At 37.9% G+C, this 23,475-nt stretch carries 21 protein-coding genes; 8 read left to right on the top strand and 13 right to left on the bottom strand.

The genetic code is table 11. The features are described 5' to 3' along the window. Positions 1–16 precede the first annotated feature (16 nt). From pyk to dnaE, 7 genes are all read right to left on the bottom strand, one after another. On the bottom strand, positions 17–1,774 hold the full coding sequence (gene pyk / locus LRP84_RS03080) for a pyruvate kinase (protein WP_230573737.1): 1,758 nt from the start codon (positions 1,772–1,774) through the stop codon (positions 17–19). A 54-nt stretch (positions 1,775–1,828) separates the two neighbouring features. Next, on the bottom strand, positions 1,829–2,788 hold the full coding sequence (gene pfkA, locus LRP84_RS03075) for a 6-phosphofructokinase (protein ID WP_230573736.1): 960 nt from the start codon (positions 2,786–2,788) through the stop codon (positions 1,829–1,831). A 128-nt stretch (positions 2,789–2,916) separates the two neighbouring features. Next, entirely contained in the window at positions 2,917–3,891 is a 975-nt protein-coding gene (gene accA / locus LRP84_RS03070) for an acetyl-CoA carboxylase carboxyl transferase subunit alpha (protein WP_230573735.1), read from the bottom strand. Continuing rightward, positions 3,879–4,748, bottom strand: a complete 870-nt coding sequence (gene accD, locus LRP84_RS03065) for an acetyl-CoA carboxylase, carboxyltransferase subunit beta (protein ID WP_230573734.1) — start codon at positions 4,746–4,748, stop codon at positions 3,879–3,881. Before accD ends, accA begins: the two co-directional genes overlap by 13 nt. 204 nt (positions 4,749–4,952) lie before the next feature. Next, entirely contained in the window at positions 4,953–5,588 is a 636-nt protein-coding gene (locus tag LRP84_RS03060; RefSeq protein WP_230573733.1) for a FadR/GntR family transcriptional regulator, read from the bottom strand. Positions 5,589–5,602: 14 nt separating this feature from the next. After that, the gene (gene ystJ / locus LRP84_RS03055; RefSeq protein ID WP_230573870.1) at positions 5,603–6,859 is read right to left on the bottom strand and encodes an NADP-dependent malic enzyme; all 1,257 of its coding nucleotides are present in this window, start codon (positions 6,857–6,859) and stop codon (positions 5,603–5,605) included. Between the two features lie 91 nt (positions 6,860–6,950). Then, positions 6,951–10,280, bottom strand: coding sequence for a DNA polymerase III subunit alpha (gene dnaE, locus LRP84_RS03050; RefSeq protein WP_230573732.1), 3,330 nt, complete (start codon positions 10,278–10,280; stop codon positions 6,951–6,953). A gap of 99 nt (positions 10,281–10,379) precedes the next feature. On the opposite strand from dnaE, the gene ytrH reads away from it, so the two are divergent. Together ytrH and ytrI are read left to right on the top strand one after the other, a co-directional pair. After that, positions 10,380–10,721 (top strand): sporulation membrane protein YtrH, encoded by a 342-nt coding sequence (ytrH, locus tag LRP84_RS03045; RefSeq protein ID WP_098305354.1) that lies wholly within the window; start codon positions 10,380–10,382, stop codon positions 10,719–10,721. Beyond that, positions 10,718–11,218 (top strand): sporulation membrane protein YtrI, encoded by a 501-nt coding sequence (gene ytrI / locus LRP84_RS03040; RefSeq protein WP_098305356.1) that lies wholly within the window; start codon positions 10,718–10,720, stop codon positions 11,216–11,218. Before ytrH ends, ytrI begins: the two co-directional genes overlap by 4 nt. A gap of 20 nt (positions 11,219–11,238) precedes the next feature. On the opposite strand, the gene LRP84_RS03035 is transcribed toward ytrI, so the two are convergent. Continuing rightward, positions 11,239–12,171, bottom strand: a complete 933-nt coding sequence (locus LRP84_RS03035; RefSeq protein ID WP_230573731.1) for a DHH family phosphoesterase — start codon at positions 12,169–12,171, stop codon at positions 11,239–11,241. A 117-nt stretch (positions 12,172–12,288) separates the two neighbouring features. On the opposite strand from LRP84_RS03035, the gene LRP84_RS03030 reads away from it, so the two are divergent. Then, on the top strand, positions 12,289–12,591 hold the full coding sequence (locus LRP84_RS03030) for a YtpI family protein (RefSeq protein ID WP_230573730.1): 303 nt from the start codon (positions 12,289–12,291) through the stop codon (positions 12,589–12,591). 16 nt (positions 12,592–12,607) lie between these two features. Further along, positions 12,608–13,366, top strand: coding sequence for an arylamine N-acetyltransferase family protein (locus LRP84_RS03025; RefSeq protein ID WP_230573729.1), 759 nt, complete (start codon positions 12,608–12,610; stop codon positions 13,364–13,366). A gap of 446 nt (positions 13,367–13,812) precedes the next feature. On the opposite strand, the gene LRP84_RS03020 is transcribed toward LRP84_RS03025, so the two are convergent. Next, positions 13,813–15,525 carry a glycoside hydrolase family 3 protein gene (locus tag LRP84_RS03020; protein WP_230573728.1) on the bottom strand — a complete coding sequence of 571 codons (1,713 nt, stop codon included), beginning with the start codon at positions 15,523–15,525 and terminating at the stop codon, positions 13,813–13,815. 53 nt (positions 15,526–15,578) lie between these two features. Further along, positions 15,579–16,919 (bottom strand): glycoside-pentoside-hexuronide (GPH):cation symporter, encoded by a 1,341-nt coding sequence (locus LRP84_RS03015; RefSeq protein ID WP_230573727.1) that lies wholly within the window; start codon positions 16,917–16,919, stop codon positions 15,579–15,581. Between the two features lie 322 nt (positions 16,920–17,241). Between LRP84_RS03015 and LRP84_RS03010 the strand changes: the two genes are divergently transcribed. Further along, positions 17,242–17,889: a GntR family transcriptional regulator gene (locus LRP84_RS03010; protein ID WP_230573726.1), complete on the top strand. Its 648-nt coding sequence runs from the start codon at positions 17,242–17,244 to the stop codon at positions 17,887–17,889. 406 nt (positions 17,890–18,295) lie between these two features. Continuing rightward, the gene (locus tag LRP84_RS03005) at positions 18,296–19,093 is read left to right on the top strand and encodes a tyrosine-protein phosphatase (protein ID WP_230573725.1); all 798 of its coding nucleotides are present in this window, start codon (positions 18,296–18,298) and stop codon (positions 19,091–19,093) included. A gap of 260 nt (positions 19,094–19,353) precedes the next feature. Here LRP84_RS03005 and LRP84_RS03000 read toward each other — a convergent pair whose 3' ends face one another. Together LRP84_RS03000 and LRP84_RS02995 are read right to left on the bottom strand one after the other, a co-directional pair. Continuing rightward, complete coding sequence (locus LRP84_RS03000; RefSeq protein ID WP_230573724.1) at positions 19,354–19,602, bottom strand: DUF3949 domain-containing protein; 249 nt, start codon at positions 19,600–19,602, stop codon at positions 19,354–19,356. A gap of 97 nt (positions 19,603–19,699) precedes the next feature. Next, positions 19,700–21,013 (bottom strand): CBS domain-containing protein, encoded by a 1,314-nt coding sequence (locus LRP84_RS02995; protein WP_230573723.1) that lies wholly within the window; start codon positions 21,011–21,013, stop codon positions 19,700–19,702. Between the two features lie 208 nt (positions 21,014–21,221). On the opposite strand from LRP84_RS02995, the gene LRP84_RS02990 reads away from it, so the two are divergent. Further along, entirely contained in the window at positions 21,222–21,410 is a 189-nt protein-coding gene (locus LRP84_RS02990; protein ID WP_230573874.1) for a hypothetical protein, read from the top strand. Between the two features lie 88 nt (positions 21,411–21,498). Here the strand turns inward: LRP84_RS02990 and LRP84_RS02985 are convergent, their stop codons facing one another. After that, positions 21,499–22,182 (bottom strand): metal-dependent hydrolase, encoded by a 684-nt coding sequence (locus LRP84_RS02985; protein ID WP_230573722.1) that lies wholly within the window; start codon positions 22,180–22,182, stop codon positions 21,499–21,501. A 149-nt stretch (positions 22,183–22,331) separates the two neighbouring features. On the opposite strand from LRP84_RS02985, the gene pepQ reads away from it, so the two are divergent. Continuing rightward, positions 22,332–23,429: a Xaa-Pro dipeptidase gene (gene pepQ / locus LRP84_RS02980; protein WP_230573721.1), complete on the top strand. Its 1,098-nt coding sequence runs from the start codon at positions 22,332–22,334 to the stop codon at positions 23,427–23,429. Positions 23,430–23,475: the final 46 nt, after the last annotated feature.

Raw genomic sequence — 23,475 nt, 5'->3', positions numbered from 1 at the left:
CCCTACATATTATTTCTTATAGCACTTCCGCATGTCCATTATATACAATTCCACGCGCTGCATCAACTGTTACTTCTTGACCATTTTTTAGGATAGCAGTCGCAGTTTCTACACCAACGATAACTGGAATACCGATTGTTACACCAACAACCGCTGCATGGCTTGTTAAGCCGCCTTCTTCTACAACAAGAGCCGCAGCCTTTTCAATTGCAGGAATCATATCTTTGTCAGTGCTTGTTGTAACAAGGATAGAACCTTCTGTTACGTTTGCTAATGCTTCTTCAGCTGTTTTCGCTACAACAACTTTACCTTTTGCTGTTTTACGGCCAATTCCTTGTCCTTTAGCGATTTGTTCGCCAACAACATGAATTTTCATTAAGTTTGTTGTGCCAGTTTCAGCAACTGGTACACCAGCAGTAATAACAACTGTATCACCAAGACCAATCATACCTGTATCCATAGCTGTTTGAATAGCAGTTTCTAACATTTCGTCTGTAGATTTTGCCTTTTCCTCTGCCATATACGCTTGTACACCCCATGCAAGTGCAAGACGACGGCATACTTGTTCATTAGATGTTACTGCTACGATTGGAGATTTCGGACGATATTTAGAGATCATTTTCGCAGTATAGCCGCTTTCTGTAGGAGCTACGATTGCCGCTACATCAAGTGCGATTGCTGTATGTGCAACAGATTGACTAATTGCATCTGTAATTGTGCTAGATTGCTCTTTAAGACGTTTTTGGAACATGTCTTCATATTGCAATGATTTCTCAACACGAATCGCGATGTTTGCCATCATTTGTACCGCCTCAAGTGGGTATAAACCTGCTGCTGTTTCACCAGAAAGCATGATTGCATCTGTGCCATCGAAAATAGCGTTCGCTACGTCACTTGCTTCCGCACGTGTTGGACGAGGGTTACGCTGCATAGAATCTAACATTTGCGTTGCAGTGATAACTGGCTTACCTAATACATTACATTTTTTGATTAGACGCTTTTGCACTAACGGTACTTCTTCAGGTGGAATTTCTACACCCATGTCACCGCGCGCTACCATTAAGCCGTCAGAAACTTCTAGGATAGAGTCGATATTATCGATACCTTCTTGGTTCTCGATTTTTGGAATGATTTGAATATGTTGTGCTCCGTGCTCTTCTAATAGCTCACGAATTTCTAATACGTCAGATGCTTTGCGTACGAAAGAAGCTGCGATAAAGTCAACATTTTGCCCGATACCGAAGATGATATCTTGAATGTCTTTTTCTGTAATACCAGGAAGCTTAATGCTTACGTTTGGTACATTTACACCTTTTTTATTTTTTACAGTACCGCTATTTAATACTTTTGTGCGGATATCGCCGTTTGCTTTTCCGATTACCTCTAACTCAATAAGACCATCATCGATTAGAATGCGAGAACCTGCATCGACATCATCATAAAGTCCCGCGTAAGTTACAGAGAACTTTTCAGCAGTTCCTAATACTTGCTCTGTAGAAATAACAACTTCTGCACCTGTTTTTAGCTCAGCTTGTCCGTCTACAAAGTCATGTGTACGAATTTCTGGACCTTTTGTATCAAGTAAGATTGCTACAGTTTTACCTGTTTTCTTCGCAGCTTCACGAATGCTTTTAATACGTGCTCCGTGCTCTTCATGACTACCATGAGAGAAGTTTAAACGACAAACGTTCATCCCTGCTCCCATTAATTGTTCTAATTTTTCAATACTTTCGCTAGCAGGACCAATTGTACATACAATTTTAGTTTTGCGCATAACGCACCTCCAAATATTTCTGAAAACGTTACCACTAATCCGACACTAGGCCAATTAGATTGATAACTCTTTTGATAACTGATACACATCTAAATCAATTTGATGTTTTTGCGCTAACGCTTCAATAATATCATGATCAACAAGTTTGTTGTCTTGAATACCTACGCAACGACCACCTTTTCCTTCTAATAGAAGCTCAACTGCTCTTGCACCAAGACGGCTCGCTAATACACGGTCCATCGCACTTGGAGATCCTCCGCGCTGTACGTGACCTAATACTGTAACGCGTGTATCAAAGTTTGTTGCTTCTTCAATTTGTTTACCGATTTCAATCGCGCTGCCAACACCTTCAGCTACGACAATAATACTATGTTTCTTCCCGCGTTCGCTACCGCGTTTTAAACGAGCGATTACATCGTTCATGTCATAGTCTGCTTCCGGAATTAAAATTGTTTCTGCACCGTCCGCTAAACCAGCCCATAACGCAATATCTCCCGCATGACGACCCATTACTTCAATTACATATGTACGTTCATGAGATGTAGCTGTATCACGAATTTTATCAATTGCATCAATAACAGTGTTTACAGCTGTATCAAAGCCAATTGTGAAATCAGTACCAGGAATATCATTATCAATTGTGCCCGGTACACCTACACATGGGAAACCATGCTCTGTTAATTTTTTTGCACCTTGGTAAGAACCATCCCCACCAATAACAACAAGTCCTTCAATACCAAATTTCTTTAATTGTTCAATCCCTTTTAATTGTCCTTCTAGTTCTTTAAACTCTGGACATCTTGCTGTATATAATTTTGTTCCACCGCGATGAATAATATCACCTACAGAACCTAATTCTAATTTCTCAATATGACCAGAAATCAATCCTGCGTATCCATGATAGATACCATACACTTCTAGGTCATGATACATTGCTTTACGAACAACTGCACGAATGGCAGCATTCATACCAGGTGAATCTCCACCACTTGTTAACACACCAATACGTTTCATTAGTACTCACCTCGAAAAGATTATTTGCCTTATAATAAAATAACATGAAGAAATATAAAATTACAATGGAGAAGATGTGTCTTTTCATAAGAAAAACGTGCATTCGCGAAATGGAACGCACGCTTTTTCTATTTTACCCCAATGGAAGCGTTTGAAAACGAAACTTGCCCAATTTTCATATATTTTGTATAACGATTTTCAACCAGTTCCTCTTTCGAAACACCTTCAAATTGTTGGAATGTTTTTTGCAAGGTACGGTTTATATATTCCGCTTGTTCTTTAACGTTGCGATGCGCACCGCCGCGAGCTTCTGGAATCATTTCATCGATTACACCCAATTCTTTCAAATCAGCCGCCGTAATTTTCATCGCTTCAGCAGCTTCTTTTGCTTTCGTAGCATCTTTCCAAAGAATTGCTGCTGCTCCTTCGGGAGAAATAACTGAATACGTGGAGTTTTCTAACATGTGGACATAATTCCCAATACCAAGTCCTAACGCACCGCCACTGCCGCCTTCACCAATCACAATGCATATAACCGGTACAGAGAGTGCTGCCATTTCAAATAAATTACGTGCAATCGCTTCGCTTTGTCCGCGTTCTTCACCTGCTTTTCCAGGATATGCACCTTTCGTATCAATAAAGCAAATGATAGGACGATTAAATTTCTCTGCTTGTTTCATAAGGCGCAATGCTTTGCGATAGCCTTCTGGGTGAGGCATTCCGAAATTTCGGTGAATATTTTCTTTCGTATCTTTTCCGCGCTGATGGCCAATTACCGTTATAGGCATTCCATTATATTTTGCAATACCGCCTACGATCGCTGCATCATCACCAAATAGGCGATCTCCATGACATTCAAAAAAGTCAGTAAATAAGTGCTCAATATAATCAAGTGTTGTCGGTCTTTCGGCATGACGAGCAATTTGAACACGGTCCCATACTTTCATATTGCCGTATATTTCTTCCTCTAAATGCTCTAACTTAGCTTCCAAAATACGGATTTCTTCACTGAAGTCCATCTGGCTGTTTTTCGTATATTCTTTTAATTCAAGAATCTTATTTTTCAGCTCAACAACTGGCTTTTCAAATTCTAATTCTGCCATGACGCCACTTCCTCCCCTTGATGAACTTCTAAAATCTTGCGGAGTGTATCTCTCATATCATTACGGTGCACAACTGCATCTAATTGTCCATGTTCCAGTAAGAACTCTGCCGTTTGGAAGTCCTCCGGCAGTTTTTCACGAACAGTCTGTTCAATTACACGACGACCTGCAAATCCAATTAATGCACCTGGTTCTGCTAGATTGTAGTCACCAAGTGAAGCAAAGCTCGCGGAAACTCCGCCCGTCGTTGGATGCGTCATAATAGAAATGAATAAACCACCTGCATTGCTATGCTTTTTCAAAGCAACACTCGTCTTCGCCATTTGCATTAAACTTAAAATACCCTCTTGCATACGAGCTCCGCCTGATGCGGTAAAAATAAGAAACGGCACTTTCATTTCATGTGCTTTTTCAGCAGCACGCGCAATTTTTTCACCTACAACAGAGCCCATGCTTCCCATTCGAAACCTTGAATCCATAACCGCAACAACAACGAGCATGTTCTCGATTGTTCCTTCTCCTGTCACAACTGCTTCGTTTAATCCAGTTTTTTTACGATCGCTCTCAAGTTTCTCCTCATAACCAGGGAAGTGAAGCGGGTTTGCCGAAATCATTTCTTTGTCATATTCACGAAATGAATTTTCATCTAACAAACTTTCAAGACGCTCCCATGCGTTCATCGGATGATGATACCCACAGTTAACACATACTTTTAAATTCTTCAGAAGTTCTTTCGTATACATGATTTTTTTGCATTTCGGACATTTTGTCATGACACCGTCCGGTACATCTCTTCTTACTTGCTCTGAAGGAATTGCAGCATATTTTTTCTTCTTTTGGAATAAATCTCGTAGCAAAGTTTGACCCTCCTTTAGGTGATAAAAGAGCTAAGGTTAACGAGTAAGAAAATGTGGCTAACACCTACTTCAATAAGTGTTAGCCTTGTTTTCTCAATTTGTCTTATAACCCATCTCTTTACGTTTAACTTTAAACGTTGTCTGGCAGAATGTTTGTCAGAACGTGTCATGGTCATTTCGACAAATTTTGTATAGATGTTAGAATTACAAATGAAACTGTATGTTCTCTATGATTGCATCATAAAGCTCTATTGCTGTTTGTTCCTGCTTATTCTCTAAGGCTTTATATAGCTTTTCATGCAACTTTCTCGCGTTTAAATGAACATCACAAGAAAGCGTCGAAGCGTAGTCATGTACAATCATCCAAACACGATACATTAAAAAATTATCTACTTGCTCTACAAGCGTTCTTAAAAAGGTTTGATGAAATACAGCGATAGATAACTGTTCATCAGAAAAAGTTTCCTTAAGTGCCTCTAAGCAGTCTTCTGTCTGCCTTTGACATAAGACACGAATCGCATCCTTCTCAAGCAACTCTTTCATTTGTAACAAATCTTGCCGCGTTTTTTCATCTTGTAATACGAACGGTGCAATTAATTGCACAAGACCATTTTCATAAAAATTTCGAATGAACGTCCCTTCACCGCGCCTCGTTTCGATTAAGCCGACCAACTCCAGTGCTCTGAGCGCTTCACGAACAGAGGAACGACCAACATTTAAACGTGCGCTTAGCTCTCGTTCAGATGGCAGGCGATTACCTGCTTCTAACCCGTCCTCTTTTATAATGGAACGGATTTTTTTCACTATTTCCAGGTATACTTTTGTTTGTGATGATGTCAATGGACACTCCTCGCTTATTCTTTACCAATAATTGCTAGTTTTCTTGTTTTCTCAGCTACTTCATTTGGATCGACTTGACGGCGAGCAACACCTGTTTCCATTGCAGCTTTCGCTACATACGCTGCCACTTGCGGTGCTACGCGTACATCGAATGGAGCTGGAATAATATAATCCGCACTAAGTTCTTCAGCTGATACAAGCTCAGCAATGGCTTGTACTGCGGCAACCTTCATTTCTTCATTAATTTGCGTTGCATGTACGTCAAGAGCACCGCGGAAAATACCAGGAAAAGCTAGTACGTTGTTTACTTGGTTCGCGAAGTCCGAACGACCTGTACCTACAACAGCTGCTCCAGCTGCTTTTGCGATTTCCGGCATAATTTCTGGATTTGGATTCGCCATCGCAAAGATAATTGCATCTTTGTTCATAGAACGAACCATTTCTTCTGTTAATGCGCCTTCTGCAGATACACCGATGAACACATCTGCACCTTGAATCACTTCTGCTAATGAACCTTCTACACGATTTTTATTTGTATATTTTGCAACTTCATTTTTCACAGGATTCATACCGACAGGGCGCCCTTCAAAAATCGCACCTTTCGTATCGCACATAATAATGTCGCGTACACCGTAGCGATATAAAAGTTTAATAATCGCAATACCAGCTGCCCCAGCACCGTTTGCAACAACTTTAATATCAGACATTTTCTTTCCAACTAGCTTTAATGCATTCACAAGACCAGCTACTGTTACAATTGCTGTACCGTGCTGATCATCGTGGAATACAGGAATATTTGTTTCTTTCTTTAAACGCTCTTCAATAATGAAGCAGTTTGGCGCTGCAATATCTTCTAAGTTTACGCCGCCAAAAGTTGGCTCCATTAATTTTACAGTTTCAACAATCTTATCTACATCATTTGTATTTAAAGCAATTGGAAATGCATCTACACCAGCAAAGCTCTTAAATAATACAGCTTTACCTTCCATAACTGGAAGAGATGCTTCCGGTCCAATATTTCCAAGACCTAACACAGCCGTTCCATCTGTTACAACTGCTACCATATTGCCCTTCATTGTATATTCGTATACCTTGCTTTTATCGTCATAAATAACTTTACATGGTTCTGCAACCCCTGGAGAATACGCAAGACTTAAATCTTTTGCATTTTCTACCTTTACTTTTGATACAGTTTCTAATTTTCCTTGATGCACTCTATGCATGTGAAGTGCTTCTTCACGAAGTGTTGACAAACGATCCACTCTCCTCATATGTTCTTGCTGAATAGCATTATTCATTCTCCAAGGTGGTCTGACCACGAACGCTATTATTACTATAATCGAAATAGAGGGAAATTGTCCATTATATTTTTACAACGACGTTTTCCTTTCCGACTACCTCATAAAGTGCTTGTAGACATTCTTCACTTGGATGAATGGATAAACTACGAGATAATTGTACCATCTTATGCTCTTTTTCATAATAAATTAGTACTTTCACAAAACCTGAATAGTGAAATAATATTTTTGTTACATTGTTTAACAGCCTTTTTTCATACTGTGATGGTACTTTCACGTAAATAGAAGCGTCTTTCATTTTATCGTAAGTATCCATTTGTTCTAGCGGATAGACGCCATTTATAATCCATTGCAGCTTGTGATTTCGCTGTTCAATTGTTCCTTCTATTAAAACAATTTCACCCTCTTGTAGCCGCTCTGCAAAATGGATATATGCTTCAGGAAATACAACTGCTTCCATTTCATTATTTTGATCACAAAACGTGACAAACGCCATCTTTTGTAATTTTTTTGTCCGAATGATTTTTATATTTGTCAAATACACAATTGCCCGCTGCACTTTTCTTTGCTGCTTCATCGCTTGTGCAAGTGTCGGAATTTCCAATTGTTTAACAAGCGGTTCGTACTGCGCAGTTGGATAACTTGATAAATAAAAACCTAGTGCTTCTTTCTCTTTATTTAATTGTTCGATAAAAGAGAGCTCTGCCTCTTGTGCATACTCTGACTTCGGCACAAGTTCCTCGCCAATTTCACGTGCTAAGCCCGCATATTCTAACGCACCTTTAATACTGTTAAACAAGGACGAACGTGAAACCTCAAAATCATCAAAACAACCAGCCCAAATCATTGTTTCTAAATTGCGTTCTGTTACAAACTTCGCCGGCATGCGTAAACAAAACTCAAATAAATCTTGAAATGTTTTTTTGTTCCTTTCTTCAATCAAGGTTTTCACTGTCGCCATCCCTACATTGCGAATAGCAAGTAAACTATACCGAATTGCATTTCCTTCCACATGAAAATCATAACTGCTCTTATGAAGAGATGGAGGTAAAACATGAAACCCTTTTCGCTTTGTTTCCCGAACATATTGTACAATCTTCTCTTCATTTCCAATTGCACTTGATAATAGTGCTGTCATAAACTGCAGCGGATAATTTGCTTTTAAATAGGCAAGCTGATATCCAATCATACTATAAGCAACTGCATGACTTCTGTTAAACCCATAATTCGCAAATTGAACGATTAAATCATAAATTTTCTGGGCAGTTTCTTCATCATATCCATTTTGCAAACAACCTTTCACAAAGTGAGTACGCTCTTCGTCTAAAATATCACGATTTTTTTTACTTACTGCACGGCGTAATAAGTCCGCCTCACCAAGAGAAAATCCTGCTAAACGAGAGGCAATTTGCATAATTTGTTCTTGATAAACGATAACTCCGTACGTATTTTCTAAAATTGGTTTCAAATCAGGATGAAGATAATGAATCGCACGTTTCCCGTGTTTTGATTCAATAAACACCGGAATTTGTTCCATTGGTCCTGGTCGATATAGCGCGTTGACTGCAACAATATCTTCAAACTCATTCGGTTTTAACGAACGCAAAACATTCCGCATTCCGCTTGATTCGAGCTGGAAAATTCCAGTCGTATCTCCTCGTCCAAGCAGTGCAAATGTTTTCGCATCTTGAAGCGGCAATTTCTTTATATCTATATTTGTCCCAGTTGTTTGTGCAACAAAGGTACGAATATTTTCAAGCAACGTTAAATTCCGAAGACCAAGAAAGTCCATCTTTAACAATCCAAGTTCTTCTAATACCTCTGCGGGATATTGCGTAACATATACACCATCATGCCCATCTTGAATGGCAACGCTATTTGTAAGCGGTTCTTCACTCATAATCACCCCGGCTGCATGAATAGACGTATGACGGGGCAAGCCTTCTACCCGTTTTGCGATATCAAATATCCTTTGAAATATGAGGTTACTTTGTATATAATTTTGCAGTGCTTGTGATTCTGCATAAGCTTCCTCTAATGTAATGCCAACCCTGGATGGAATATGCTTTGAAAAAATATCAATTTCATTTGGCGGCAGCCCCATTACTCTTGCAATGTCGCGAATCGCTGCTTTTGCTGCAAGTGTTCCAAATGTTACGATTTGAGCAACACGTAGTTCTCCGTATTTATCTTTCACATAACGAATCATTTCATCGCGGCGAATATCTGGAAAATCAATATCAATATCAGGAAGTGTAACACGCTCTGGATTTAAAAATCGTTCAAACAGTAAATCATACTGAATTGGATCGATATCGGTAATTTCTAGTACGTAAGAAACGAGTGATCCAGCTGCCGAACCACGGCCTGGTCCTGTTAAAATGCGGTGCTCGTGAGCGTATGTCATAAAATCCCATACAATAAGAAAATAATCACTAAATCCCATTCGAGAAATAACGCCTAATTCGTGCGCTAGACGTGCCTTATGCACATCTGTCACTATTTCATAACGCTTCTTCAGCCCTTCTTCACAAATGCGGCGTAAAAAGCGATCCGATGACTCATTTGTTTGTACTGGAAACTTCGGAAGTTGATTTGTATGAAACGGAATCTCTACATGACAGCGCTCTGCAATACATACAGTATTTTGAATCGCTTCTGGCATAGCAGAGAATAACGCTTCCATTTCAGAAGGCGATTTCATATAATATTGATCAGTTTGTAAACGCGGCCTTTCAGAATCTGTCATTTTTGTCCCGCTATGAACGGATAATAAACATTCCTGTACAATCGCATCGCCTTGTTTGACATAACGAATATCATTCGTCGCCACAAGCGGAATTCCAAGCTGCTTTACAAATGGCAGAAGCTCTTCCTGCAGCAATAATTCTTCTTGAATAGCATGGTGCTGCAAGCTTATGTAAAAGCTTGCAAATATACTTTTGTACATATTCGCTACTTCTTCAGCAACCTCATGTTTGCCCTGCAAGACAAGTTGTTCAATTTCGCCATCTTTCCCTGGAGAAATCGCAATTAATCCGCCTGCATAGCGTGCAAGCCATTTCTTTGGAATACCGTCTTTTGACTTTGTCATAATGCTGCTAGAAATTTTAAGTAAATTTCTATACCCTGTTTCGTTTTCAGCCAGTAAAACAAGTGGATAAGACCGTTCTTCTTCTTCATTCCATATCGATGCTGTTAACCCGATAATCGGCTTAATACCCGCTTTTTTACACGCTTTATAAAACGGAACAACACCATACATCACATTTTCATCTGTAATAGCTAATGCTGTAAAACCAAGTTCTTTCGCTTGATGAACAAGCTCGTCTATTTTACAAGCACTTTTCAATAAACTATAAACGGTTTGACATTGTAAATGCACAAACTTCACTTTTATGCCCTCTCTTTATCTATTTGACTACCTCTTATTATACGTGAAATCAAAACATACTTCTCCTTCTTTGTCCATATACATGAAAAAGAAAGGGGAATGATGATGGAAGTGAATCAAAGCTTTTTCTCTCTTCTCGTTACAAGTTATTTTATCGCCCTTGGTGTTATGATTGGTGGATCGTTAATCGGCGGAGTCGGTGCTTTTTTAGTCGGGAAACCACCCCTCACAATGATTACGCAGTTTGCAGAAAATTTACGAATTTGGGCACTTGTCGCTGCTATTGGCGGGACTTTTGATACATTTTACAGCTTTGAACGCAGCTTCTTTGGAGGAGATACAAAAGATATTGTGAAACAAATTCTTCTCATTTTCTTTGCCACAGGCGGTATGCAAACAGGATTCATTATTATTAATTGGATTACACAGGAGCATGTATGAGAGTTCCAAGCTCACTCTCCAATAGATGGAAGCTTTTTTTAGGCGGTGCTGCTGTTGGCGGTATTTTAAGCTGGATTATTTTTTTGTACATATATGGCGTATTTCAAGAAGTGCAAACAAAAACACTGGAACAACAAGAAGCAAAAATAAAGAAATTAACAGATGACTTACATGTAATTATTGAAGATCAAAATAAAGAAAATGAAAAAAATAAAAAAATATTAACGATTCAAGAGATTGAAGTTGAGATTGTCAATCATGATAAATACAATGTAGACTCTCTAACTGTTGAAACATTAAAAACCTCGATTCGCGATGATCTCCGCCACTTGCTTACCCAAAATATTCAGAGCGTCGCAAATAATAAAGAACTACTGAAAAAGGTCATTGAAAATAAAGTATATAAATATTACGACCGTGTCTATCGATTTGAAATCGAAACGGTTTCTTTTGACACTACACTTGAAATTAGCGTAAAGATAAAACAAGAAAGGTAGAGCTCTCTCTACCTTTCTTCTTATTTACACAATTCACGTAAGTCTGCAAAAAGACGGTCTGCTTCTTCCCAAGAAAAAACTTTTGCACCGGAAGCCATCGGATGCCCTCCGCCGTTATATTGCATCGCTAATTTATTAATTACTGGTCCTTTTGAACGAAGTCGAACACGAATTACATCTTTTTCCTCTAGAAATAGAACCCACGCTTTTAAGCCTTCAATATTTCCAAGTGATCCAACAACTCCTGATGCCTGAGACGGAAGTACGTCAAATTGCTCTAATACTTCTTTTGTTAGCTTAATATAAGCTGATCCTTCTTCTGTCATTGTGAAGTTTTGTAAAATGTAACCATTTAAACGTGCAATGCGCTCATTTGTTTTATACATTTCATCATATAATGCCGGGAATTCAACTCCCATGTCTACAAGTTCAGATGCATAACGAAGTGTTTTTGCCGATGTGCTCGGGAATAAGAAACGTCCTGTATCACCAACGATACCAGCTAAAATAAGACGCGCTGCTTCTTTTGATAAAGTTAATCCTTTGTCTTTACCGTATAAATAAAATTCATAAATAAGTTCACTTGTAGAACTAGAAGTTGTATCTACCCAAACAATATCTCCGTACGGGTCTTCATTTGGATGATGATCAATTTTAATTAATTGCTTTCCTTTTGTGTAACGCTGATCGCAAACGCGCTCTTGGTTTGCTGTATCACAAACGATAACAAGCGCCTCTTCATACGTAGCATCATCAATTTCATCCATTACGCGTAAAAATGATAAAGATGGTTCATTGTATCCTACCATATAAATCTTTTTCTCTGGAAACGACTCTTGCAGCATTATACCAAGTCCGCACTGCGAACCTAATGCATCTGGATCTGGACGTACATGACGGTGAATAATTATCGTATCAAATTGCTTAATTGCCTCTAAAATCTTCTCATTCATATGTAAAAGTCTCCTTTTCCACCAATTTATACCCATTATAACGCATAACACTTCATCCAGGTCGAGAATTGATTTACAATAAAGAAATAATATACAAACAGATGGGGGATTGGGATCATGCCAGTATTAGTCTTTTGTATTATCGTTACATTTATGTTGTATCTCTTCTACAAAACGAAATATTTTCGCACAAACCGTTCCATGGAGAAAGGATGGCTTGCTGGAAAATCAGCGATTGCACTCGGAATATTTGTTGCATTATTTGGCCTGAACCAATTTTTCTTGGATCTTTCAGCGGCTCGTATAATCGTTGGAATTTTATTTGTAATTGTTGGCGGAGCTAGCATCTACAACGGTATTCGCCAATATAAGCATTTTTTACCGCTTGCGATTGAAGAGGCAGAGCAGTTACAAAAATAATTTGAGGTGAGATAAAATGAACACCTTTCTAAACGATTTTTTCAACCGTATTCAATATGCAAAAAAAGATGTAACATTTGAAGATATTCGTATGTTACAATCTCAATTTGCTAAACATGTGCCATTTGAAAATATTAGTATTATACAAAATAAAAACATTGATATTACCTTTGAAAACTTAAAAAGAAAGATTATAGACAACCGGCGCGGCGGTGTTTGCTATGAGCTGAATCCTTTGTTTTACTATGCTTTAAAAGAACTAGGCTTTCAGGTCCATATGATATGCGGCACTGTATTTAATGATGGAGAAATCCGGCTAAGCGGAACCCACTTTGCAACGATTCTACATCATAATAATCAGTCATACCTAATTGATGTTGGTTTCGGTTCACATCATGCCCTGCAACCTCTTCCTTTTACAGGAGAACTAGTATCTTCTTCAACTGGTGAATATCGCATTCAAAAGAAAAAAACAGATTTAGGAGAATACGCATTTGAAAAATATCAAAATAGCACTCTAGAAATTGGCTATGACTTCTTCACATCGCCAATTGATGAAACAGTTTTACAAAACGCACAACAAATCATTACCCACCATGAACAATCACCATTTAATAAATCGCCGCTTCTTGCAAAACGAACAGACGATGGTCACATTACGCTGACAGACAAAACCTATACCGTAACGAGCGGGAATCATAAATCTAAACAAACGATTGATATGCAAGCTTTTCAAGCACTTGCTTTGAGTGAATTTGGCATTGCAATCGAATAGGGGTCATTCCTTTATCTAATAACTGTAGTTTTTCTGTAAGATTCATTGGAGACATAAAGTGAAACTTCCATCAGTGGAGGGGTTTCATCCCCCACCTATCTTCTTCGCTTTTCTCTGAATCCTGAAGTGGGGGTCTTACTGCCCGTTAATGCGGGATAAAAAAGCGGTCATCCTTTCATAGAATATCCATGAAAGGATGACCGTTTTTAAATTAAAATCCCTTGTACATTCACCGTTACGACCTTAGCTTATGAAATTTGCTTTCTGTTGATGATACTTCCTAGCCATCAGGCTAATATTTTGAAGTACCTTAAAATGAAAATTCAACTTATTTTTTTGTTTTTTGGAACAGCTAATTTCTTAACTTCATAACAATTGAGCATTATCTACATTTCGCAGAAAGGCACATACTCAGTTAACTTTCTTCACTAATAACACATCATTCGTTAAAACCGTGTATCCCAACATCCACAAAATGGATCTACCGGACTCTTTCCTTTAAATTCGGATTCCCCCGTTAACTTCTTATAAAGATAATCAATAATGTCTTCGTTTGCGTGATAGCAGTTAATCATGACAGGGACTCTCGGAATATCGAATAAATGATACGGATTAGCTAAAGAAATAAAAATAGTAGGCACTTCCTGAATGAACCATGGTAAATCGCCCGCAAGCTTTGGCGACCACTGCAGCCGTAAAGTAGGCTTTACGCTAACGGTAGGAAGGTTCGCCAAATAAATAACAAGGTCAAATTGTTCTTTTATTGTGTACGTAGGCGCTATAAATGACGCTCCAGGATTTTGATTTGAATCAAAGAGAACCACCTCAAACCCATTTGTTTGCAGCTTATCTGCAAATTTTTCAGTGTAGGATTTTGAGTAGAAGCCCTCTGCTTTTAACTGAGAATTTATGTTTTCTACAGGAATTAACAAAACTCTCCGATATTGATCAGCGGATATAGGCAGTAATTGTTTTGTATCTTTTACCAAGGTAATAGATTCATCTGCTGCAATGGATGCCCACTCCTTATGTTCTTGACAGCCGAGTACCTTGAGCTCCTCTTCTCTCGGAATTAACGTAGCGGCTTCTTTTTTATGAAGACCAAGAGATGCTTTTAAGGCTAACACTCTCGTGACTGCTTCCTCTACTCTTTCCATCGTCAGCAGTCCGTTTTCAAGACCCTTCATCATAAATTCAAAGTCCTCTTGTACATCTCGGTTAAAGAGCAGCACATCACAGCCCGCTTCGATTGTTAAAGGAACTGCCTCTTCTCTATTTTTTGCCATTGCGAACCCAGCCATCATTGTAGAGTCAGAGACAATGACACCATTAAATTGCAGTTGTTCTCTTAGTAAATCCTGTAACAATTCTTTAGATAGAGTAGCCGGCATGATTTCTTCTTCCTTCATATCAGGACGAAGCTTTCTGGAATAATGAGGGAGCATAATATGTCCAGGCATAATCGTTTTTGTACCTGCCTCAATTAATTCCTTATAAATAATGCCATAAGTACGATCCCACTCCTCTACAGAGAGAGAATTAACAGAAGTCACTAGATGGTGATCTCTTTCATCGACACCGTCTCCTGGAAAATGTTTGATGGATGCCGCTAGTCCGTTTTCTTGCAAAGCTTGTACATACGCTTTGCTCATTTTTATAATTGTGGAAACATCTGATCCAAAGGTACGAATATTGGTAATAGGATTTCGAAAGTTTATATCAATATCTACTACAGGTGCAAAAGACCAGTTACAGCCGACAGCCCTGCCCTCTTTAGCTGCAATCTCCCCTAACTTATATGCTATTTCTGTGTTTCCTGTTGCTGCTGTCTGCATGGGATTAGCAACTGCTGTCCCGTCCAATGCAATGCCATTTCCTCCGGCTTCTAGGTTTGCCGCAAGAAGTAGAGGAATAGCGGATTGCTCTTGTAAAAAACGATGAACCTCTTGCATTGCCTTTCCTTTGTCTGGCCTAAACATAAACCCACCAGGCTTAAATTTCTCCATTATTTCTTTCAGTTTCTTTTCATCTTTATCTATACCATGCAGGCAGAAAAGTTGTCCGACTTTTTCTTCAGTCGTCATAGAGGATAAGGTTTCATTCACCCATGCAATATCTTGATCTGTTAGATAGAAAGGATTTTCTCTTAAATTCATCATGTTTACTCCTCCTGATTTGTATGGTTTTTCATACATGTCCAAATTATCAGATCTTATTGTGCATTCTTAAATTCAGTCGTACGACTCTTTCGTCTAATTTTTATTTCAGATAGGATTTTTTCATAGAATCCTTCTGTTAACTGATATTTCATAAGCGGTATAACAGAGATAAGCAGCAAAATTCCTGGAATAAGCGTAAAAAACAACTGCATCCAAACCATCGTTGTACCTGCTTGAGTTTGATTCGGGATGTAACCAATACCAGAAAGCGCATAAGCTCCTATTCCTCCGCCAATCGCTCCTGCGAATTTAGCGCGGAAAGTGTTAGTAGAAAATACCGTTCCCTCTGCCCGTTTTCCAGTTTTCCATTCCCCGTATTCCACACAATCAGCAATCATAGCACTCATTGTAATCGTCGCTATACCAAAAAATAAACCACCTAGAATATTTAGTGTAAAGAACGGAATCATATTTTTGCCTACAAAGAATAAAGCAATATGCTCTACACCGTAACCAATAATTCCAATAATAGTAGTTTTCTTTTTCCCTAAGCGCTTCGAAATCGTAGGTGCTAACAGACCTCCTATTAATACTGGCACTATACTCACCAAAGAAAACACAGGGAAAAGATTTTCTGCATGTAAATAATATTTAAAATAATAAATACCGAAAGCACCGCGGAATTTTGTTACGATGTCTTCCATTAACATTGTCAACAACAGTAGCAAAAGCGGCTGATTCGATTTGATTACACGAAAGGCATCTTTGAACGTAAACTTTTCGTTTCGTGCTACTGTTACTTGTTCTTTTACATTGAAAAATGTAATCCAGAAGAAGCCGATACATAATACAGCATAGATCGAGCTGACAAGGACCCAACTGTTTAACGCTTTAACAAGCGGTAAGGTAAAGACACTTACAAATAATGCAGCGATAATTGCCATTACACGAGGCACCATCACCACTTTTGTTCGTTCCTTTGGATCGTCTGTGATAGCGGATGTCATAGACCAATATGGAACATCTACCAGACCGAAGCTCATTCCCCACATGATATAGGTTACAGAAGCGTAAATGATCTTAGCGGCAGGACTAATATTAGGCTGCAAAAAGCAAAGAACTGTAAAACCGGCCATAATAACAGGGGGAAGCAAAAGATACGGCCTAAACTTTCCCCATCTGGATTTTGTATTATCTACCATGATGCCTATAAAAGGATCTAATAAGGCATCCCACAATCGGGCTACAAGAAATAATGTTCCTACAGCAGCTGCTGATATCCCAAAGTAATCGGTATAAAATAACATTAAATAACTAACAGTCAAAATATAAACTAAATTCTGCCCAAGACTCCCCAGTCCGTAAGATAGAACCGTTTTTGACGAAACCTTCATTGTATGTCTCCCCCTAATTGTTTGTTATTTATGTTTCTATACAACACTTTTCTGCGCTTATTAGTTTGTTCTATCTTCCCCCTTAAAGTCATTGGTCTACAAACAGCGAGAAACAATCTTTTGGCTTAGGTATACCTTCCTTTCTTAGTTGTATACAAGAAGAATACCAGTGGAATGTAAATGAAATATTAAGGCTTTTTAAATTTCATGTAAGTTTCTCATTTATTTATCGTGAACCTATACTTACGTTTTTTAATTGCGGTTGAAACTTGCTTACTGTAAGATAATTTTGTAAATGATAAATGAAAGGAATTAAAAGTTCATGTCATCTAAATCTTTAATAGACATTGCCTATACAAAAATACGCCAAAAGATTATTCTTGGCGATTTCATGCCTGGAACACTATTATCAGAAAACGAACTTGCAAACGAACTAAACATGAGCCGAACACCGATTCGAACTGCCATTTCTCATTTAGAATCGGAGGGGTTTGTGGTTTCATTAAAAAATCGGGGCATTTTAGTGAAAGAAATTTCAGTTAAAGAAATTTTGGATATGATGGAAGTGCTAACCTCTTTTAAAATACATGCGCTAGATTCTATGATTGAACGCGGTTGTATTTTAAATATCTCGGAATTAGAAAAATGTCTCAAAAATCAGATTGAAGCTAGCCAGCAAGATGATTATCCTGAATACGTCAAATACTCCCATTTGTTTTCACGCTGCATTATGTCTGCCTTAAATAATCAAGCTATGCTGCAAATTATGGATTCATATCAAGATAAAATCATCATGATTGCTACCGTAAACTGGAAGCTTACTCCTCATCAGCCTCATTATTCCACTAACCGTGTTCATGAGTCTCTTTATCAAGCTGTGGCATCCAGAGACTATGAAGGTGCAAAGCAAATAGTAAAAGAGACTCTTCTCAACAATCGTAATCGTTTAGTAATGGAAGGAAGAATGTAAATTTTGAGTTTTATTTGTTTATACCTTACTTCATATTTATCAGGGACGTTAGATCATAAATCTTTCGTCCCTTTTTCTTTTCTGATAATATGGGACGCTTTTTTAAAAAATAATTTTTTCCTATCTTTCACATAACCAGTTCTAGATTAGCTGTAGGAATGTATAACTCCCGTGGATCCTTTTCGTATACAAAATACCTGTTTTTGAACTATAAGGAAACCCAAAAATATTATTTCAACGCATCTAAAATTCGAAAGTTACAAGAACTTTAAAAAGCCTTAATATTTTTTTTACAATTAGGTAGTATTCTACTTGTATACAACTTGCTATAAAAAAGAGAAAGTTATCATCCAACTCTCCAACGAGCAAGTGTTTTTAATTACAAATAGAAGAGGTGTTTATTTTAATGGAAATCACAACAGCAAATCGTTATGCGACATATCCTGCAAACCGAGTAGTCCCCTTTATTGGAGCTAATAACTTTCGTGACATGGGCGGCTATAAAACATCTGATGGCCGTACAGTAAAGTCTGGACTTTTTTTCCGTTCAGACGAACTAACAGGTTTGACAGATGAAGATATGAATTTCTTACAAACATTAAACATTAAATACATTTTTGATTATCGCGATGAGTTGGAAGCACAAAATAAGCCCGATCCTATACTTTCAAATGTGGCATACGAACGTATCCCGGCATCAGGGCAAAATAATCAATTCGGCACTATCGAAGAAATGGCTAGAAGTAATTTCTTCAAAAATCTTAACTTAGATATTATGTCGGAGTTGTATTCCAAACTTCCGCTAAACAATCCATCTTACAAACGATTGATGGAAATTATCCAAGACCCAAATAATTTGGGGTTATTACATCATTGTGCCGCTGGAAAGGATCGTACGGGCGTTGGTGCTGCCCTTATTTTATCTGTGCTTGGAATTCCAAAAGAAACTGTTATGGAAGATTATTTATTGACAAATGAAACGATGAAAGAGTTTAACGAAAAGGTATTGAAGCAAATTTCAGCGCATTTGGATGACAGAGGTCTTCAAATTATGAAACAGCTGCTTGGAGTAAAAGAGGAGTTTTTAGAAGGTGTTTTCCAATCTATTACGAATACGTATGGAAACCTTGATACGTACTTTGCTCATGAGTTCGGTTTAACAAAGGAAAAACGTGAGGCGTTACAAAGCTTTTGTCTTGAATAGAACAAGATACATCTAGATGAAATCCTATTCCCCATTGCATGTATATTGAAAAGGAACAAGGATAATCCCATTTTTAGTTTAGAGATCTGTGTAGGAATTCCCACCAACTTAACGAAATGAAATGCCCACATACTTTACAAAAAAGCCGGCTCATCAATAGTGAGACCGGCCTTTTTGTATTTTTATTATTGCTGCAATATAGTCACTGTTTTAGGACTTGTTATGACTTTATCAGTTTTGACAGTTGTCCATTAAGACAGTTATTTACGATGGCGCAATTCAAATATAAGACTCGCAACAATGGCCGACGGTAAATTAAACAAGTTCCCTTGCAAATTGAAATGCGCTTGTTCTTCTTCAAATGACATCTTTTCATATAACTCACTTTGCGTGAGACCTGTTTTTTTCATTCTTTCTTTCAAGCCAGATATATAGGAGTATTGAATTGGAATCATGATTAAAAAGTAAAGAACAGCAATGCTTCCGAAAAAGATACCAGAAGATAACATATACATAACTACCTTTTTTTTCCATTATAACATATCGAAATAAAATTCAAATATTTATTTATATAAAAAAACTGCCCTTTCAGGCAGCTTTTCCTTCTTAACGATCAATCAATTGAACCATAAGCAATGCTTTTCCAACAACATTTCCTTCGTGTCGTACTTCTACGTCAACCTTACCAAATTTACGTCCAATTTCTAGCACTTTCGGATGGACGGACACAACGTTATCAATTTGAACCGGCTTTACAAAGTAAATGGTTAAATTCTCAACAATGACGTCACCTTTTTTCTGCGCACGAAGCACACGATTTGTCGCTTCTGTCACAATTGTTGTAAAGACGCCATATGACAAAGTCCCTATTGAATTTGTCATTTGTGGTGTGACAGAAAAATGGTAAGCAGAATCTTGTTTTGCTTCTTTCGGATTCATAAATTGATTCGTTACAATATCATCAATCGTTTCCCCAACTTGCGGCTGACGCTGAATCATTTGGAGTGCTTGCAGCACATCTTGACGACTAATAATCCCTTGCAATGTATTGTTATCATCAACAACTGGAAGAAGCTCAATCCCTTCCCACACCATCATACGCGCTGCTGCAGCAACAGACATTTTTCCGTTTACAGTAATCGGCTGTTTTGTCATTACTTTTTCAATTGGTGTCTCTTTTACTACACCGATCATATCTTTGGACGTTACAATGCCAAGCACTTTATGTGCTTCATCTACAATCGGATAACGGCCATGCATCGTTTCTTCATTATACTTATGCCATTTTTCCACTGTATCACTTGGCTGTAAATATACCGTCTCTTCAATTGGTGTTAAAATATCTTCAACGAGAACTATTTCTTTTTTAATAAGCTGATCATAAATAGCCCGGTTAATAAGCGTTGCTACTGTAAATGTATCATAGCTGCTCGAAATAATCGGCAGCTTTAATTCATCTGCCAATTTCTTTACATGCTCTTCTGTATCAAATCCACCTGTAATCAGTACAGCTGCTCCTTCTTCAAGCGCTAATTGATGTGCTTGTGTACGGTTTCCGACAATAAGTAAATTCCCAGCTTCCGTATAGCGCATCATCGCTTCTAGCTTCATTGCCCCGATTACAAACTTGTTTAACGTTTTATGTAAGCCTTCTCTTCCGCCAAGTACTTGGCCATCCACGATGTTAACAACTTCTGCAAATGTTAACTTTTCGATATTTTCTTTCTTTTTTTGTTCAATACGAATTGTCCCGACCCGTTCAATTGTACTTACATATCCTTTATTTTCCGCATCTTTAATCGCCCGATATGCCGTTCCTTCACTTACGCTCAACTCTTTTGCAATTTGGCGCACAGAAATTTTATGCCCAATTGGCAAACTGTTGATATATTCTAAAATTTGGTTGTGTTTCGTAGCCAAATAGTTTCACCATACTTTCTTTTCCCTGAATTCTTCACGTGTTATCTTTTTAGTATACTATATTTTCAAAACTGTTACACTGTATGTTTATATACCTGTACTAATTTTTTTATAACAAAAGAATACAAGTTTCTTACAATCCTGTAATTTCCTTGTCATCTTATTCGATAGTTTGTTTCATTTTCTTATCGTACAATGAAGACAAGAAATGAGAGACAAGGAGCGATATGATATGAAAAAAATTTTAGAAATAATTGGTGCGGTATTGTTAGCGTTCGTGGATGGAAAGAAAGTAGCAACCGAAATCAACGAAGTAACTGAAACAGAAACACATAGATTACAATCTAAAAATAATATAACAAATCCAACATTTACATTATGTCCTTCCCACATGTAAAAACCTTCATTTTGCCGCGCAAAATGAAGGTTTCTTTTTTATCCCGCTATTCGCGGGCAGTAAGACCGCCACTGATGGAGGTTTCACTTTATAATTCAATTGTTTCTCCTGCTTTTAATACTTTCCCTACACTACCTGTTAGTTTCTCTACAAATTGATGCGGATCTTGTTCGATAACCGGGAAGGTATTATAGTGCATCGGCACAACAATTTTTGCTCCAATCCATTCTGCTGCTAACACAGCATCTTCTGGACCCATTGTAAAGTTATCTCCAATTGGTAAAAATGCCACATCAATTGTATGACGAGAGCCAATTAATTTCATATCCGAGAACAACGCTGTATCTCCGGCGTGATAAATCGTTTTTTCTTCTGCAGTAAATACAATCCCTGCTGGCATACCTGTATATGTAATCGTTTGATTTTCTTCATCAACATAGCTAGAACCATGAAATGCTTGTGTAAACTTTACTGTTCCAAAATCAAATACATGAGAACCGCCAATATGCATCGGATGTGTATTTACACCTTTCCAACCTAAAAATGTCGCGAGCTCAAACGGCGCAATAACAACTGCATTATGTTTTTTTGCTAATTCTACTGTATCCCCAACATGATCACCATGTCCATGAGAAAGAATAATCGCATCAACTGTTACCTCTTCTACTTTTAAATCTGTTTTCGGATTACCTGTAATAAATGGATCAATTAAAATAACCTTTCCGTTCGTTTCAATTTTTACAACTGAATGACCGTGATAAGATACTTTCATCTTTTCATTACCTCCCTTGTTCACATTCACACCTTCTATTCTACACGATTTCACAATTTCCTGTCTTTTCAAACATCGATTTTCTTGTCATAATACTTTCATTCGATGTAAAGTTATACATGTAATTGAAATTTCGGAGGTGCAGATATATGAATACTAGATTAGAAAAATTAACACAATGGCTACAAGAACAAAATACAGAAGCTGCATTCTTAACTTCTACACCGAGCGTCTTCTATATGACGAACTTCCACTGCGAACCGCACGAAAGATTACTCGGTCTATTTGTATTCCAAGAAAAAGAACCGATGTTAATTTGTCCTAAGATGGAAGAAGACAAAGTAAGAAGTGCTGGCTGGACTCACGAAATTATCGGATTTACAGATACAGACAATCCATGGGATATGATTGCGAAAGCAATCAAAGCACGCGGCATTGATGCAAATGCAGTGGCAATCGAAAAAGAACATTTAAATGTAGAACGCTACGAGCACTTATCACAATTATTCCCAAAAGCAGTTTTCAAACCTGCTGAAGAAAAAGTACGTGAACTTCGCTTAATTAAAGATGAAAAAGAACTTGCGATTTTACGCCAAGCTGCTGCTATGGCTGATTATGCAGTTGAAGTTGGGGTAAATGCAATTCAAGAGAATCGCAGTGAACTTGAAGTATTAGCGATAATTGAGCATGAATTAAAGAAAAAAGGCATTCATAAAATGTCCTTTGACACAATGGTATTAACAGGTGCAAATTCTGCCCTTCCGCACGGTATACCAGGTGCAAATAAAATTCAACGCGGTGATTTCGTCCTATTTGACTTAGGCGTTATTATTGACGGTTATTGCTCTGACATTACGCGTACAGTTGCTTTTGGCGAGATTACAGACGAACAAAAACGCATTTATGACACTGTATTAAAAGGGCAATTAAATGCAGTTGAATCATGTAAACCGGGCGTGACATTTAGTGAAATTGACCGTGCTGCTCGTTCTATTATCGCAGACGCTGGCTACGGTGATTTCTTCCCGCACCGCCTTGGCCACGGACTTGGCATTAGCGTTCACGAATATCCAGACGTAAAAGATGGCAACAACTCTCCATTACGAGAAGGAATGGTCTTCACAATTGAACCTGGTATTTACGTACCAAACGTAGGCGGCGTTCGTATTGAAGATGATGTTTATATAACGAAAGATGGCGTAGAAATTTTAACGAAATTCCCGAAAGAATTACAGTTTGTAAAATAAGCATAAAAACGCTTGGAAATTATCAATATCCAAGCGTTTTTTATTT

The organism is Bacillus rhizoplanae (genome assembly GCF_917563915.1).
GTDB lineage: Bacteria > Bacillota > Bacilli > Bacillales > Bacillaceae_G > Bacillus_A > Bacillus_A rhizoplanae.
This window is presented reverse-complemented; position numbering and strand designations above follow the sequence as displayed.

Bases quoted from the DNA above. Each gene is read 5' to 3' on its own strand.
- pfkA (WP_230573736.1), bottom strand. From the start codon at position 2,788: ATGAAACGTATTGGTGTGTTAACAAGTGGTGGAGATTCACCTGGTATG.
- pepQ (WP_230573721.1), top strand. From the start codon at position 22,332: ATGAATACTAGATTAGAAAAATTAACACAATGGCTACAAGAACAAAAT.
- LRP84_RS03000 (WP_230573724.1), bottom strand. From the start codon at position 19,602: ATGTTATCTTCTGGTATCTTTTTCGGAAGCATTGCTGTTCTTTACTTT.
- LRP84_RS03020 (WP_230573728.1), bottom strand. From the start codon at position 15,525: ATGATGAATTTAAGAGAAAATCCTTTCTATCTAACAGATCAAGATATT.
- LRP84_RS02990 (WP_230573874.1), top strand. From the start codon at position 21,222: ATGAGAGACAAGGAGCGATATGATATGAAAAAAATTTTAGAAATAATT.
- LRP84_RS03010 (WP_230573726.1), top strand. From the start codon at position 17,242: ATGTCATCTAAATCTTTAATAGACATTGCCTATACAAAAATACGCCAA.
- ytrI (WP_098305356.1), top strand. From the start codon at position 10,718: ATGAGAGTTCCAAGCTCACTCTCCAATAGATGGAAGCTTTTTTTAGGC.
- accA (WP_230573735.1), bottom strand. From the start codon at position 3,891: ATGGCAGAATTAGAATTTGAAAAGCCAGTTGTTGAGCTGAAAAATAAG.
- ystJ (WP_230573870.1), bottom strand. From the start codon at position 6,859: ATGAGGAGAGTGGATCGTTTGTCAACACTTCGTGAAGAAGCACTTCAC.
- pyk (WP_230573737.1), bottom strand. From the start codon at position 1,774: ATGCGCAAAACTAAAATTGTATGTACAATTGGTCCTGCTAGCGAAAGT.
- LRP84_RS02985 (WP_230573722.1), bottom strand. From the start codon at position 22,182: ATGAAAGTATCTTATCACGGTCATTCAGTTGTAAAAATTGAAACGAAC.
- LRP84_RS03035 (WP_230573731.1), bottom strand. From the start codon at position 12,171: ATGAATGAGAAGATTTTAGAGGCAATTAAGCAATTTGATACGATAATT.
- LRP84_RS03005 (WP_230573725.1), top strand. From the start codon at position 18,296: ATGGAAATCACAACAGCAAATCGTTATGCGACATATCCTGCAAACCGA.
- ytrH (WP_098305354.1), top strand. From the start codon at position 10,380: ATGATGATGGAAGTGAATCAAAGCTTTTTCTCTCTTCTCGTTACAAGT.
- LRP84_RS03015 (WP_230573727.1), bottom strand. From the start codon at position 16,919: ATGAAGGTTTCGTCAAAAACGGTTCTATCTTACGGACTGGGGAGTCTT.
- LRP84_RS03025 (WP_230573729.1), top strand. From the start codon at position 12,608: ATGAACACCTTTCTAAACGATTTTTTCAACCGTATTCAATATGCAAAA.
- LRP84_RS03030 (WP_230573730.1), top strand. From the start codon at position 12,289: ATGCCAGTATTAGTCTTTTGTATTATCGTTACATTTATGTTGTATCTC.